The organism is Vibrio sp. D3, from assembly GCF_043995865.1.
GTDB classification, from domain to species: Bacteria; Pseudomonadota; Gammaproteobacteria; order Enterobacterales; family Vibrionaceae; genus Vibrio; species Vibrio diabolicus.
In genome coordinates, this window is record NZ_CP171887.1 from 1,555,811 (window position 1) to 1,570,889 (window position 15,079).

The 15,079-nt window shown below is 45.1% G+C and carries 12 protein-coding genes; all 12 read right to left on the bottom strand.

The genetic code is table 11. The annotated features are described in order from the left end of the window. Positions 1–200: 200 nt before the first annotated feature. The 12 genes from ACHFJ9_RS15155 to ACHFJ9_RS15210 all read right to left on the bottom strand — a co-directional run bounded on the left by ACHFJ9_RS15155 (position 201) and on the right by ACHFJ9_RS15210 (position 15,067). Positions 201–1,634, bottom strand: coding sequence for a GumC family protein (locus ACHFJ9_RS15155; RefSeq protein WP_395357355.1), 1,434 nt, complete (start codon positions 1,632–1,634; stop codon positions 201–203). Beyond that, on the bottom strand, positions 1,631–2,755 hold the full coding sequence (locus tag ACHFJ9_RS15160; RefSeq protein ID WP_395357357.1) for a glycosyltransferase: 1,125 nt from the start codon (positions 2,753–2,755) through the stop codon (positions 1,631–1,633). Before ACHFJ9_RS15160 ends, ACHFJ9_RS15155 begins: the two co-directional genes overlap by 4 nt. A gap of 115 nt (positions 2,756–2,870) precedes the next feature. Continuing rightward, positions 2,871–4,235 carry an O-antigen ligase family protein gene (locus ACHFJ9_RS15165; protein ID WP_395357359.1) on the bottom strand — a complete coding sequence of 455 codons (1,365 nt, stop codon included), beginning with the start codon at positions 4,233–4,235 and terminating at the stop codon, positions 2,871–2,873. Continuing rightward, positions 4,232–5,662, bottom strand: a complete 1,431-nt coding sequence (locus ACHFJ9_RS15170; protein ID WP_395357361.1) for a lipopolysaccharide biosynthesis protein — start codon at positions 5,660–5,662, stop codon at positions 4,232–4,234. The genes ACHFJ9_RS15165 and ACHFJ9_RS15170 overlap by 4 nt, the downstream gene beginning before the upstream one ends. Continuing rightward, entirely contained in the window at positions 5,655–6,827 is a 1,173-nt protein-coding gene (locus ACHFJ9_RS15175; RefSeq protein WP_395357363.1) for a glycosyltransferase family 4 protein, read from the bottom strand. The genes ACHFJ9_RS15170 and ACHFJ9_RS15175 overlap by 8 nt, the downstream gene beginning before the upstream one ends. An 11-nt stretch (positions 6,828–6,838) precedes the next feature. Next, entirely contained in the window at positions 6,839–8,023 is a 1,185-nt protein-coding gene (locus tag ACHFJ9_RS15180; RefSeq protein WP_395357365.1) for a glycosyltransferase, read from the bottom strand. Positions 8,024–8,178: 155 nt separating this feature from the next. Beyond that, positions 8,179–9,249, bottom strand: coding sequence for a glycosyltransferase family 4 protein (locus tag ACHFJ9_RS15185; RefSeq protein WP_395357367.1), 1,071 nt, complete (start codon positions 9,247–9,249; stop codon positions 8,179–8,181). Then, positions 9,224–10,747 carry a sigma-54-dependent transcriptional regulator gene (locus ACHFJ9_RS15190; protein WP_395357369.1) on the bottom strand — a complete coding sequence of 508 codons (1,524 nt, stop codon included), beginning with the start codon at positions 10,745–10,747 and terminating at the stop codon, positions 9,224–9,226. The genes ACHFJ9_RS15185 and ACHFJ9_RS15190 overlap by 26 nt, the downstream gene beginning before the upstream one ends. 276 nt (positions 10,748–11,023) lie before the next feature. After that, complete coding sequence (locus ACHFJ9_RS15195) at positions 11,024–11,404, bottom strand: Hpt domain-containing protein (RefSeq protein WP_256965217.1); 381 nt, start codon at positions 11,402–11,404, stop codon at positions 11,024–11,026. Positions 11,405–11,415: 11 nt separating this feature from the next. Continuing rightward, the gene (locus ACHFJ9_RS15200; protein WP_047008761.1) at positions 11,416–12,102 is read right to left on the bottom strand and encodes an AAA family ATPase; all 687 of its coding nucleotides are present in this window, start codon (positions 12,100–12,102) and stop codon (positions 11,416–11,418) included. Further along, entirely contained in the window at positions 12,102–14,204 is a 2,103-nt protein-coding gene (locus ACHFJ9_RS15205) for an SLBB domain-containing protein (protein ID WP_104974121.1), read from the bottom strand. The genes ACHFJ9_RS15200 and ACHFJ9_RS15205 overlap by 1 nt, the downstream gene beginning before the upstream one ends. After that, positions 14,201–15,067 carry an OmpA family protein gene (locus tag ACHFJ9_RS15210; RefSeq protein ID WP_046875254.1) on the bottom strand — a complete coding sequence of 289 codons (867 nt, stop codon included), beginning with the start codon at positions 15,065–15,067 and terminating at the stop codon, positions 14,201–14,203. Before ACHFJ9_RS15210 ends, ACHFJ9_RS15205 begins: the two co-directional genes overlap by 4 nt. Positions 15,068–15,079 lie beyond the last annotated feature (12 nt).

Sequence of the window (15,079 nt, forward strand, 5' to 3'; positions counted from 1 at the left end):
CTTTGTTTATTTAGGAATAGCAGACTGTGTGCCAATAAATTAAGCCTTTAAAAACAATGATCTAATGGCGATACATATGAAGAGCGATGTTTATTCTCAATTTGAGATTCATATTAGTGGAAACCTTATGCGGAGTTAGAATAAGCACAAAAAGAAAAGCACTCGCTGAACGAGTGCTTGTAATGGAGTGTTAACGGCTGTTAGCTTCCGTATACCACTTTAGGTAGAGTGGTGATCACAGGAACGCCAAGGTGCTTTTCTAATGCTCTTTTAGAGCGGATAGAGTTATCTGCTAACTCAAGTATCGTCGCTAATCCAATGCCCAAACCCGCGCCACCGATAAACCCTAAAATGACAAACACAAAACTAGGTAAGTTAGACGGAATGGTTGGTGTGAAAGGTTCATCAATGATTTTCACGCGTTTATTCTCTTCAAATACGCCAAGTGAACCAGTTAATTGAGCCATTTCATAACGCTCCACAAGGTCATCATACATTTCTCTTTTTACCGCGACATCACGAGCTAGGCGGTTGATTTCTGTTGCTGTGCTACCAAATCGATGCGCATTACTTTCTAACTCTTGAATCATTGTTCGTAAGCTATTTGTTTCTTCTGTGAGGGCTTCAAAGCGTCCGCGCATAATTTGCAGTTGGTGAAGCTGAGAGACCAGAAGAGGCTGAGCTTCTCCAAGGCTGTTTACGGTGGTATTGCTTGCGATATCCCAAAGTTGGGCGCTGTTTAATTCCGGTTGTTTAGAGTTCAATAGTACTGAGCGCTCTTGCTCCAAGCGGTTTAACTCTCGTAGCTTGCCTTGAACCATGCTATGCGCCTCAGTGTACTTGGCGCGAAGCAAAGTGAGCTCACTACGAATGTCGATGATTTGTTCTTCAAGCTTACCGATAACCGGGTTGGTTTTAGAAAGCTGTTGGTCCAAACTACCTAGGCTTCGGGTAACACCAGCAAGTTCCGCTTCTTTTTCTGCCAAGGTTTGTTTAAGGCTTGCCAGACGAGTTAGGCTTTGTGCTTGCATTTCAGGCGTCGCGTGAGAGTAAGTATTCTTGTATTCCGCGAACGCTTGCTCTGCTTTATCCAACTCTTCTCTGCGTTTATTAATATGGATGGTTAAAAAGTGACTTGAATCTTTAATTGAAGATCGTTCAGGAGCTAAAAGCTGTTCGACAAAATGTTCGCTGACGGAGAGTAACATCGACTCCATGCCATTCGGTTTACCACTTCGTAGTTGGATTTGAATGAAGTCCTTACCGAGCTGCTGAACAGACAAACGCGACGCGAGATCTTTAATGATGAACTCTTGCTCTTTGGCACTCATTTCGTCACTAATCAGCGCTTGTTCTTTGGCAACTGAGTACAAAACATGTCGGCTTTTTAGCAAGGTACTGAGTGCGCTCAATCGATCTTTCAGCATGGTTGAGACGGCAAGGTCTTGAAGGAATGGGTTCATTTTCGCTGTCTCTTGGATAAGCATACTTGTATGAGCGACATAAGTCGTCGGAACCAGTTTACTTACGATGAAACCCAGCACAGGCAATACAAGCATAGGAATAACGATTATGTAGCGACGTCTCCAAGCACCATGTAACAGTACTCTGAGGTTTTCTCTTAAATCGTTCATAGCGCCCTCACTAATTTATCAACTTGGTTGGCTCTTGCTTCCCAGCGTTGCTGTTGAACAAATGACTTTGAATCTGTCGGTGGCGGTAGGAGGTGATCGAGACTGGCACGCACGTCTTCGACATCTTGAACCACATGGAGCATATGTTTGTAGGGCATTAATGCGGGAAAGGGTGTGCTGATAACAGGGGTTCCTGTTGCCAAGTACTCAAGAAGTTTAAGCGGATTACATGCCTTGATTTGAGCGTTATCAACAAAGGGCAACCAACTGGCATCCCAGTGTTGAGAGTAACGTGGCAGAGTGTGATGCGCTCTCGGGCCCAGGTAGTATATGTTGCTTCTTTGTGGAAGTGGATTGTCACTGAACTCGTTGGGGCCGATGAACACGAGATCCCAGTCAGGCGCTTGGTCTGCGACTTGGGCAATTAAGTCGTAGTCTAACCATTCAGACAAACTGCCATAAAAGCCCAGCACTTTGCGACCATTATTAGGAAAATCTTCAGCCTTAGGTGCTGGCTCAGAAAACAGACTAAAGTCGACACCGTGAGGCAAAGTGACGGTTTTACCAGATGGAAATTGAGTGGCGAGTTTGTCACTTGCTGTAAAAATCACATCAGCCGCGTTAACCAGTGTACGTTCATGCTTGGCAACCGTGTCGTGGTCAACACCAGCTAAAGCGCTAAAGTCATCGCCACAATAGTAAATTAGCCCACGTGAATTCATTTCCGCACAAACATCTGCGGCCGTCGGGAGCGATGTCCAAAATATAGGCTTATCAAAACCAAGAGCGTGTAACTGTTTATTGAGCTGGTATTTCATCATCTTAGCCGCTACTTTTCTTGCCAGCGCAGAACTTGGAGCAGGAATAGTGAGTAGGTTAATGGTGTGAATATTTGGGTTTATTGCAGACTCTAACGTTGGCTTATGCGATCCAGCGTTATCAAACACACGAGTGAGCTTGTTTAACGCACGTTGCATGTCTTTAGCGGTCAGCCTAGGTTGACGCAGACCGATTGAGTTAACCCAAAGGATGCGGTGGCTCGTTGCTAGTCGTTTGACAATGTGTTGAGTGGAGGAGGGTAGCCCGCCAAAATCTTCTCCAAATACTACGATGTCTGTCATGTGGCTCTCCTTGAGTCTTCGTTATTTGATTACTAATCAAGAGAGTAATCACAATACGTGCCAAGGATTTATTTTTTATAAAACAGGTAATTAGACTTTCTATTGGTATTTGAAATTAGGGTTTCTCATTTTGACAATCACTTTGAACGATTCGGCTAACGACAACCGTTAATGCTGCCAGAATGTAAATTGGCCAAGTGAAACCTTGAGTGAGGAAAGTACCTGATACGATGGTCCCGATCAGCCCACTTAAGACTGCATTTGCTCCAACAGATAGGGTGTAATCCGATGTTGGCGTCAGTAGTGAAATAGAATGCAAAGAGGTTCGAATCAATGACACAATCAATGTAATGAACACGGCGAGTCCAACAAACCCCGTTTCTGCTAATACGCCAAACCAAGTACTGTGTACGGCGTGATTGATGCCATCCCAGTGAGGGCTATAGAAATAGTAATTAAAGTAGAAATTATCAAGCCCAACCCCAGTTAACGGATAGTGGAGAGCCATTTTAAATGCGGCTTCCCACGCGTAAAGTCGCCCCATCGCAGAGGCATCTATACCATCCTCGGCTGCGCCACCCGATTCTCGCCCTGAGATACCAGCAAATGCGTAGAGTACGATGGCTGCTACGGCGCCTAGTACTAAGACTAACGTTTTGCTTTTGATGTGCTTAAAGGCAAAGTACGCAAATACCGATAAAGAGCCTAACAAGCCTCCGCGGCTTTGTGTCTCAATAATCGCAAAAAACAATACCAAACAGGTAACAAGTGCAAAGAGCCGGAGATGCTTAGGTGAACGTTTCTCCATTAACTGACTAACGGTAAAGGCGAGGGGAAACATTAATACCAGCGCCAAGTCGTTCGGATCGCCGAGTACTGAACCTATGGAGCGTCCAATCGATACGCGCGTCCCTTCGACTAAATCAATGCCATTCGCTGCGTTTTGTAATGCGACTAAACCAATCAACAATCCGGCGAAAATTATCGCTTTCGACATTTGTGCTAACTGAGCAGGCTTGGTAATAAGCCAGGTGATCGCCAATGTCATAATGATGATTTTCCAATAGGTATTTTTGAAAACTGTAATGGCAATGTCACGACTGGAGGCGAAGACGATACCGATGATCACCAGCCCCCAAAATATGCACAGCCATTTTAATGAAGGGTGCCAAAAAGCCGTAAGCTGGCGACTTATCAAAAGGTGGAAAGCAAGTGCGGCCAGTGCCCCCAATGATAGTAGCAATGGGATTTTAAAGTTATAGATAATGGGAAACGCTTCATGAATACGAAAGAATGAAAAAATAACGAACAGCGTGACAAGCCAAAACGTTTGGTTGAGAACGAATAGTAAAGCAAGTGGGGCGAAACATAGTGCGACAATCAAAATAGGGTGAGGCATAACAATCCAAAGCAGGCCGATACAGACGGTAATCGTCAGCGCTGCGATGGACTGCTTTCTTCTCACCTTGGTTTCAGTCATAACGAGTATCTCTTCACCTGTCCACGCCACTTCACCATGTATCGAGTGAGCGCATTTAGCGTCTCTTTACTCATATAGCGAGTGGCTATCCCTGCCAGCAAAGTGCATGTCAAAATGCAAATTGCGATGGCGATTCCTATTGATTGTGAAGAGTGAAGCAGGAACAGTGCCACACCGGAGATAATCTGCAATAAAACCATCAGACTTAGGTGAAAAGGCAACGGCATGCATTGTTGGCCTACCACATAAGTAAGGCCAAGCTTACACAGTTGAGCGTAATAAAGCGCAATGAAAACTCCATAGATACCCAGGGACGATAGGCCAAACAGCAAAGCAATTGCAACGCATGCTGAGACGACATTAATACTCAGTAACCAGCGAGTACGACGCTTGTACAAAATGGAAATATTAATGAGCTCGCTCCACTCTTTTAGCATAGCGATAGGCAGTAAGAACAAGCTGAACAGTACCGCCTCATGATAGGTTTCTGGTAACAGGTAAGTGATCATCACCATTGCTAATGTGCCGACTGCAACACTTAAACCTGCAATGTAAATCATGCCTAGATGAGTGATGCGCACAGCTTCTGTACTCTTACGCGCTTCTAGGTAATTAAATCGACGTGGCATCCACCACATGCCAAATGGCTGAACTAAAATACACATGCCAACCGCAAATTTTACGGCTATCGCGTAAATCCCTAATGTCGCAAGTGAGGCGTTCGCGCCGATGAACCAGCGTTCAGCGCCATTGAGACAAAACGCAACCAATCCAGCCATCATCATTGGCAGACAGTAATTTAGGTATTGTTTCGCCACTGTCAGATTTGGCAGAGTCATGCTGTAGCGGTTAATGATGTGCAGCCAGACAAACTGAGTAATAGCCGCCAACAAGCCACCCCATAAAACAGAAATAACATGTGGGTGAATAGACAGTGCCGTGATGATGAAAATGACCTGAAAAACAGTGGTAGTCACCATGACGTTAAGTAAGGTTCTTGCTTTGTCGTCCTGTGTTCTTAACCAAGCTGTACCGATTGCGATACTGCCTTCTAGAACGATAGCAAACATAACAATAGCAAACTCGACTCGCGTAAAAGGAGCAGGAATAGGCGCGAGCATAATGATAGTGAGTAGGCATAAAGCCACGATGCCAGCGATGAACAAAGCAAGTGAGTACAGCTGGTTTAGTAGGCTTGTGCGCGTATTTTGATCCTTTTCAACCCCTACGAATCGATACAGCGCTTCATGCAAAGCGAAACTGACGAATAAGGTTGTGACAACGCCAAAGGTGGTAAGCAGTTCAAGCTTGCCCATTTGTTCTGGTGAGAGAAAGTGGGGCAATACAGGCAGCATGATTAAGCTGATGCTTTTGTTTATCACTAACGCGATAGCGAACAGCGACATATTGGTCATTGCTTTAGACATGGTCATATCCTTTGATGTATCGCGGTGTTTTGAGTTTACAATCGCCATTCGGTGCGGATTCTGCTGCAAGGTGCTGAGCGATTGGCAGATAACAACGTTCGGCCGTATAAAGTTGAGAAACGTTGAGTGCTTCGATACCCATTGTCACTTTCATCCATGGAGACTCATTCAAAAGGCGAATTGCGTTATGTAACGACGCCACATTGTTTGGTGTGTACTTGATGCAATTGCGGCCGTGCGTTAATACGCGATCCCAGTAGCTATCATCATGTGGGATGACGATGCACATGCCTGCTGCGAGAGCTTCTAAAATGGATAATCCAAAAGGTTCGTTAATACTGGTGGAAACAAACACACCACACTGAGAACGTAGGTCATCTAGGTTATCTGGGCATTCATGCCATTCAACACCTTTTGTGGTGAAATCTGGTGTTGAATATTCCACACCTGCCACATTTGGTTTGATGTAACACACGGTAGATTTGATCTCTTTTGTCTTATCAAGTGTTAAAGCATCAAGAAAAAGATCGATGTTCTTCCATTTTAGTAAGCTAGCTGCCCAGAAGACGCGGTTTGAAATCGGATTTGCTTGTTTTGGCCAGCGGTCTCTCGATAGTCCGTTAACAAACGTAGACGCATTCAAACCACACCAATAGCGTTCAGTTGCTGGCTTCTCTGTTTTGAGGTAGACCTGTAAGGCCTCTAGCATCGATTCTCGGGTGTTTGCCAAGTAATAAATTGCGGATGCTTTTACCAAGCAGTAGCCGGAAGATCTTGAACGACCAATTGGACCATGAACCATTTGTACCACAGGCTTTTTGCTGATTAATCTCAGTAGGTACAAAGGCATATCATTACTCGGGCAAGATAGACCTAAAAAGCTATCTATCTTTGGTAGTTTCATGCACGCAAAAATCAGTTGGATAAAGTAATACGCGTTCATTAACCAGTAAGTGAGGCCATGAGTGGAGCTCAGTGGTGATGGTTTGATTTTGATAATCTGCACACGAGGCGTATCACTAAGCAGTGACTCCCAATGCTCTGGATTCGTGGTCAGCAGATAACCAATTACGTTCAGTTTATCGCACTGTTTGAGGAGCTCTGCATTCGCAATCTTAGAACCACCTTGCATTGGGATGGCGTCGAACATTAATACACGTCTCATGACTGGGCTCCTCAATTGATACTCAACCAGCGTGAAAGAGGCTTCATGCAGTGAGTCATTGGCATTGGTGTAATACTGTTGTTCTCAAGCTCACCTTCATAAATACGTTCAATGGCGTTTATGGATGCTGCAGTCGTGAGGTTTTGGCTAGCATGAAGATAGGCGTTTTCAGCTAGCTTGTTTCTTAGCGCTGCATCTTGCATGACTTGTTGGATTGCGTTTAATAAGCTTGCCATTCCGCGATTTTGGTACAGCAGTGCAGAGTGATTATGCTCGAACAACTCAGGAATGCCTCCCGTTTTAGGAGCCACGATAGGCAGTTGAGCTAAAGCCGCTTCCCCGAGCACGAGACCAAAGGCCTCTTCATAGGCGCCGCTAATAAAAGCGTCTGCATTCCCAGACATCCATGCACCTGCATTGCTTTTTTCCCCGACAAAGTGGACTCTGTCTTGGATACCAAGATCCGAAGCAAGTTGTTGCAATGTTTCTCTTTCCTCGCCATCGCCAACGATAATAAGATGAGGATTATCGTGATGGTAATTGTGCATGCGCATAGCGCGAATAAGGCGGTCGAATCCTTTTCTTTTAATCAATGAACCTACCGAGAGAAAGGTAAACGCTTGTGGAGGTATTCCGAGGTGAGCCTTGATATCAATGGGCGTATCAGAGTCCAGAAGCGATACACCGTTGTGCACAACATAAAGTTGGTCTTCTGGGTAACCGTCCTGAATAATTTCACGACCGACATCTTTACTAACGCAAATCAATTTTGGGGAGAGGTGTAGCCCAAGAGAGAAGCGATCTCGCAATGTATAGTGACAATGAAGTTGAGTGACAAGTGGGATGTGATTCATGCGTGCAGCCAAACACATCCATTGACAAGGACCACCGCTATTAACGTGTACCAAGTCGATATTGTGTTTTTCGATCAGTGCAGAGCCCTGTTTGATAAGGCTATTCCATCCGCTAATATCCCAGCGAGGCGCACTCCAGCCACCAACGAGATTGAAAACAGAATGTTCCGCTTCAATTCCGAGCGATTGACACTTATCGATTAGTGGCTGGCAGTTTGACCACACGAATGGCTCAAACTTATCACGGTCAATCCCTGAGATGAGATCCAGAAGTACCACTTCACTGCCGCGAATCCAGTTATCACCATAATGAACATATAGAATGCGTTTTGGAGTAGTCATAAGTCACCTCTGTCTCATCATTAACTTGTGTTAACTGCTGAGTTGCAACAGAGATGCCAAAATATGCCATTAGTTTATGTGTTTGAATATTATTAGATATTTGTGCTTGGACTCAAGGGGAGAAGCAATATTCTCATATTGAGAACCAATATGGCTTATTGCTCCGTTTCAATTTGATATTTTCGTAGCAATACAGGAATAACGCTTTGTGCCGAGAAATCATCAATAATGGTCTGCCGAGCGTTTTGACGAATGAGAGATTGCTGCGCTTCATCAAGAGACATCCAATGTTTAAGGCATTGAGCGAGAGATGGGACGCCATCGACAATAAAGCCATTTTCGCCAGTTTGGATAATATCGGGCAAGCGACCCACGCGTAGGCTCATCACGACTATTCCTCTAGCCATTGCTTCAAGCGCCGCCATAGGCAGACCTTCATAGCGAGAAGAAATTACCAGCACGCCAATGTTTTTCCAAACGGTCTCCATTTCAGTTTGATGACCGAAAAATGTCACATTTGAAGGGGCAATTTGGGCCAGTGATTCTCTTTCTGGTCCATCACCGAAAACACTAAAATGCAGTGTTGGGCAGAGCTTAGCTACTTCGATAAATTGGTCGGCACCTTTTTCTTGGCTCAATCGGCCGACGAAAGCGATTTCTTGATAGTTGAGATTACGATCGGGAATCGAAACAAAGTTATTCAGCAGTTCCGAAGGGAAAATGACTTTGCGCTGAATGCTTGGGCTGACGGAAAAGCAGTGGTTAGAGAGGTAGCCTGAACTTCTATCAAGCCAATCATAGAGCCACAGTTTGCCCGAGGATGATTCACCTGCATGATAAGTTGAAATCAAGCGAGGAAATGTGCGCGTGAGTAGCTTGGCACAGCGCGCTAAGATTGACGCTTTGTAACCGTGGGAGTGAATGACCGATGGTTGGTGATTGGCGACTGCGCTTGTTAGGTGTTTGATCTTTAATGCCTTATGTGGCTCACCAGACAAATGGTTCAAGTAACTCACAGGGATGGTGGATTCTTCTGCTTTTTCTACAATCTGTGCTGGTGGCGAGTACTCAGTCGTTAAGACAACACGTGCTTTGTGCCCAAATGTCATTAATCCACGAGCAAGCTCTATGACGTGACTTTCGATACCGCCAAACAGGCGGCTATCAAGAAAAATCCAAATTTCACCAACGTCAGGTTTCTCAAGATTGTTCGAGATTAATTTCATCCGCTTCCCATGCTTGTTTTTTTCGGTAAACCGTAGATGGGCTTAGCTCCAGCATTACGGCGGCATTGAGAACGTTGCCATCACAGTATGCGATTGCGTTTTGAATCGCCTCACGTTCCACTTGCCACATAGGGCGAATGGTTCCTTCAGAGTTAAAGTACGGCGAGGCAGCCGCTGAGGATTGTATGTTAGGTTCCGGTGTCGGTATTGACGGTTCTCTAGCGGGGGCCGACTGTTCCTCAACATACACAGGTTGGGATGTTATTGTTGTAGGGTTTGCTGGCTCTTGAGTTACATGTGCGGGAGTGGATGTTCTCACCGTTTTAGACTTTCTAGTCAGTTGAGCGGGTAGGTGATTCACCGTGACTTTTTCGTCATTATTAAGCACCACAATGTTACGTATGATGTTTTGTAATTGCCTTACATTACCCGGCCATTCGTAGTGCTTGATGATATGTTGAGCTTCGCTGTCGATTGTTGAGAATTTCTTTTTGTCCTGTTTGGCATAAGTGGTCAAAAAGTGCTTGGCTAGCGTGACAATGTCACTTCCTCGCTCGCGCAGAGGGGGCATATCGATAGGTATTACGTGTACGCGGTAATACAAATCTTCACGAAAACGACCTTCTTCCACTTCTGTTAATGGATCTCGGTTGGTGGCACAAATGATTCGGACATCCACCTTCATCTCTCGAGTGCCACCAAGCGGTGTGTAGGTTCCTGTTTGAAGAAAACGGAGCAACTTCTTTTGCATCTCAAGTTCCATTTCACACAGTTCATCGAGAAAAAGCGTCCCACCGTGAGCCAGCGTCGCAGCACCTTTTCGGTCTGTTGTGGCCCCGGTAAATGCGCCTTTGACGTGGCCAAAAATCTCACTTTCCATTAAATCTCGTGGGATAGCCCCGCAGTTAATAGCAATAAAAGGCTTGTCTTTACGGTTGCTCTGACGGTGCACGGCTTCAGCACAGACTTCTTTACCTGTGCCGCTTTCACCCACAATAAAGACACTGGCAGATGTTGGAGCAACGGCATCAATAGTTTTATATACCGCCTGCATTGGGAGACTTGAACCGATAAATCCGTGATAGTTATGGCGATCAAACTTGGACTGAATATTTTCTACTAAATCTTCCAATTTGGCGCGTTTGAGGTGTAATGCAACAGAAGTTTTTAGGCGATCAGCGTTAATAGGTTTTTCTAAGAAATCTTCCGCACCTTTTTGAATTAGGTTAACGGCTAAGTCTACGCTGCCATGCGCTGTAGCAATAATAACGGAGGTAGGAATGTCATTTTGGTTTATCCAATCCAATACGTCTTCACCAGACATATCGGGCAGTTTCAAATCGAGAATGATGAGTTGAGGTTTGCTTCTTTCAATAAATTGAATTGCTTCGCGACCTGTTTCGACATGAAAAATGTCATAAGGTTCGTCTTTGACGTACTGCTTATAAAGTATGGCTAGTGAAGTAGAGTCTTCTACCAGTAACACCCTTGGTCTCATAGTCCTATCCCAACGTAGTTCGTTTCACTTTTATGATTTTTGTCAGCACTATTATTTGTATTTGGCGTGATGAGCGAGTTATATGACTTAGTGCTCTCTAGTGCTGAATATTCTCAATTTGAGAAAAGCGTTATCTAAGTATTAGCACAAGGTGGGAAATTTGCGAAAAATCCATACTTTTTAATTGATTAAGTTAAATTGTAAATGTCTTAGATGATATCGGCATCGCACTTTAATAAGTGCGATGATTCATAAGGTAATTTATCATTGAAACTGTTACTCGAACCCTTGATCTTTTCGCTTTTCTAGCGCGTCAAACGATTCATTGGCCAGCTGGGAGAGGGACTCACAGAGAGCCAATGCTTCTAGTGTTTTCCCTTCCACACAATATTTCTCAATCATTCTTGCTTGTCTGGAAAGCGTTCGGTTACCTAAAGCAAGGGCAGAGCTGCCGAGTGTATGAACTTCGAACTCTAATGTTTGGATGTCTCTCGCGCTTAATGCTTGCTCTATTTTCTCCATGCGCTCTCGTGACTCTTCAATATAGTGTTCAATCAGCGTAGGGATGATTTCGGCGCACGTATCTTTGATCATTTGCTGGAGAATGTGTTCATCCACCAATTCTTGTTCGATAGTCGGTGTGTTATTTGCAGTCATATTGGCGCTCCCTATAACATAAACAGTTCACTTTTCTTAATTTGTTGAGATATCTTTTCTTTCCACTTTTTGGGTAAAAAGCGTAGCTTGGAAACTTGGCGGATCAACTCATCTTTCAGGCTAGGTGTATGCTTCATATTCAGCACAGAACCAATCAAATTCGCATCGCTAGCATCAAGTAGTTTTTTGGCTTGTTCGAGTTGGGTTGCCGTCGTAGAGCCATAATGTGCGACTAATAAGGTGGCATCACATACGCCCGCAATCACTTGAGGGGCAATATTGCTTCGGTTGACACTCAGAAGTGGAGATGTGTCTATCACGACGCGCTCGTACTGCGTTAACCACTCTGCAATATTGCGCTTCAGCATTGTCGGATCTCGGTACGCCAATTGAGTGCTGGCGAGAGATGGAGCAGGGAGACCGACTAAGGTTTGATGCGTATTTTCTCTTGTGATCAGGTGGCCAACTTTTTCTGTATCATCAAACTCGTGAATGGTGCGATACGCGGGCTTGAACAGGTTAAGATCCACATACAAAGTATTGTGCCCAGCTAAAACCAGACGCTCTGCTAGAGATGAAGCCACGGAAGTGACGCCGTCTTCAGACTTACAACCTACAACACAAATCGTTTTGTGGCCTTTTTGTTCACTCTGAAGATAAATTTGCTCAATCTCAGCGTGAGTGGCAGGAATAGTCATTACAACGCTCCTATTAACACGATGGTTGTGGTGATTTGTAAAATATCTCTTAATCCGGCTCTTGCTTTTTCAGCAAAGCTTTCGTCTTTATGTGGAATATAAATGGTGTCGCCTGCACGGATGACTGGTAAATCATAAATGTTGGCGGTTTTGCTAAAGTTCACCAAATCAAATGTTCGAGCTTGGCCCTGACAGCAAGACATGTTGACCACACTGATTTTTTCAAGATACGCATTGTTTGTCGGGCCTCCTGCTTCGGCCAGCAAGTCAAGTACCGTCATGTTGTCATTAAATACATAGCGCCCAGGGTCTCTTACTTCACCTAATACACGCACGGTGGATTCTTTGGAGCGATCCAACCAGTTTTTGTTTTTTTCCGGAATATAAATGGTATCGCCAGGACGAACGTGGGGCAGAATAGACTCATCGCCCGTTTCAAAGTACATCGACAAATTCAATTTACTCACTTTGGCATAGCCTAGGCCTCGGTGCGTCACACGAATATTGTGAATATCGGCATCCATTGTTGGTCCATCGGCGGCAGATAAAATATCCAGAAAGTGCATCTCTTCAGTAAAGCGATAGCGGCCAGGGGCATTGATTTGACCGAAAACATATATCGAGGCATCAGAGCTCTGGCTTACCCATTGCGATTTGTTGTCTGATGGATCGTCAGGTAATGCATGGACTCTTACGACCGTACCAGCAGCAACTCGGGGCAGATTCGATGTTGGTGAGCCATCTAAAATGTATTGATCTAAATCGAACTGTGTCATTTGACCATTATTGGCGACTTCAATTTTGGTGGTGTCAGCTCGACGTGTTGGGCCGCCAACATGCGCAAGCAGATCAATTAAATCCATTTCGTCTGACCATTCAATACGTCCCGGGCGCACGACTTCTCCCATCACAGCGACCGCTCGACTTGGCGCCACTTTTAGCCATGACTTCTCGTTGAAATCGGTTTTCTCAGGGACGAAAATCGCGTCTCCAGGTCCGACATTCGGTGGTCTAACCGAAGACAGCCCCTCGGTATGCGCGGTTAGGTCGAATTTGATGACCTTACCATCGGCTTTTATGACACGAATTTGGCGAGATTCTGCATAGCGAGTAGGCCCGCCTGCATTGGCGAGAATATCCATGAAGCTAGCGTCTTGCTTTCCTTCATACGCGCCAGGGTGAGCAACTTCACCCATGACATAAACCACATTTGCACCCGCTTTGATTTCTTCTTCCTGTTTTGGAACAAAAATGGTGGCACCCGGTAGGATTTCTGGTAGTAAGCTTTGATCACCCGTATCCAGATACTTTTTTAGATTAAACATGGTTGGGTTGTTATTTGTGATCACGCGAATTTGCTCAACACTGGCATATCGTGTTACGCCGCCAGCTCTCATCACGACATCAACGAGCGTGGTGTTCGGTTTGTAAGAGAATGAGCCGGGAGCATTAACTTCACCAAAGACTTTGATGGCACGAGCGGAGTCTGCGCTGTCGCCTGAGTTCGCGAGTTTTGCTGCATCAAATTCCTGCTCAATATTCCCAACGAGTGGAGATGCTGGAACAAACAGTACGTCCAGCGATTCCAATTTCGGGAGCTGGCTATTGTCACCAGTATCAAGGAAACGTTTGTAGTCAAACTCGATGTTTTTGTCGCCGCGTTTAACGATCATTTTATCGAGCTGAGCACCAGCGCGAAGGCCGCCAGCTTCGTATACAAACATTTGAATGTTGGAACCTGAAGGTAAGGTATATTCCCCGGGTTTGACCACGTAGCCTTGGACTGACACTAATAACTGTTGTTGTTTGATAAAGACTCGAGCGTTGTTTACGTCACGATATACGGTTTTTAGCGTTTCGATAATCACGTCTTGGAGTTGTTGCTCATTATATCCAGCAACAAATACAGGGCCGACTTCTGGTAAGTTAATACGCCCACGGCGATCGACTTGAAACCCTTTATTTAAAGAAGCTTCTCCAGGTAGGTTAATCTGAATTAAATCGCCGACCTTAACAGTATTGTTTTCATCAGCTGACGAAGTAGGTACCCAAGCGACCAAGCACAAAAGAACTAAGGTGATAAATGGTTTCATCGTGTTCATAGCGCACCTCCTACAGATAGATTGCGATTTACTGAGGTATCGCTATCTGAATTAGGGCTAATAACCTCGATGCTTACGCGGCGATTGGTTAAACGCACGGCAGGTGTTTCACCCTCATAAAGCGGCAGGCTATCTCCCACAGATTTGGTGGTTACGCGTTCTGAAGTGATGCCAAATACAGTCAGGTAACGCTTCACTTGTTCTGCACGCGCTTGAGCGAGTTTCTGGTTGTAATCTGGTGAGCCAGTGACATCGGCATGCCCAGTCACCACAAGAGTTAGGTTAGGGTGGTCACGTAAAATGTAGGCAGCTTCTGCCAAATGTCCCATGTACTTTGGATTAATTTCTGCTGAATCGACAGCAAATTGGTTATCAATATTGAGGAGTGCATAAATTTCAGCGACGACGTTCAAATCGCTACGCAATGCTTCAATATCATCGGGTGGCGTACAAGTGGTTTGGCTTAATACATAGTCGAGTTGCTGTTCAAGTTGGTTTAAACGTCGACGTTGAATCACCAGATCGTTAGCAGCATCGAGTAGAAGTCCGCCTTCTAGCTCACGTGCGATTCTGTTTTGCTTCTCAAGCGCTTGCACTACTGCTGCAGGAAAGCACCAGCGTGCGCCTTCTTGAATCAACGCGTCTAGGTGTAGCTTGGTGAGTTGCCAATCAAACCTCAACCCATGCTCTGGACCTAACGGTTCATCGGGCATGACTGGGGAAAACTGATAATTTTCAATTGAGATATCTTGATAGTTTTCCGCCAAGCCACCTTTTCCGTGGTCTGGGTAGTCAAACGACGAACAACCAAACATGCCGACAACAAGACCGCTTACTACATATCGTCGTATAAGATTTACCATGCCAACCTCCGT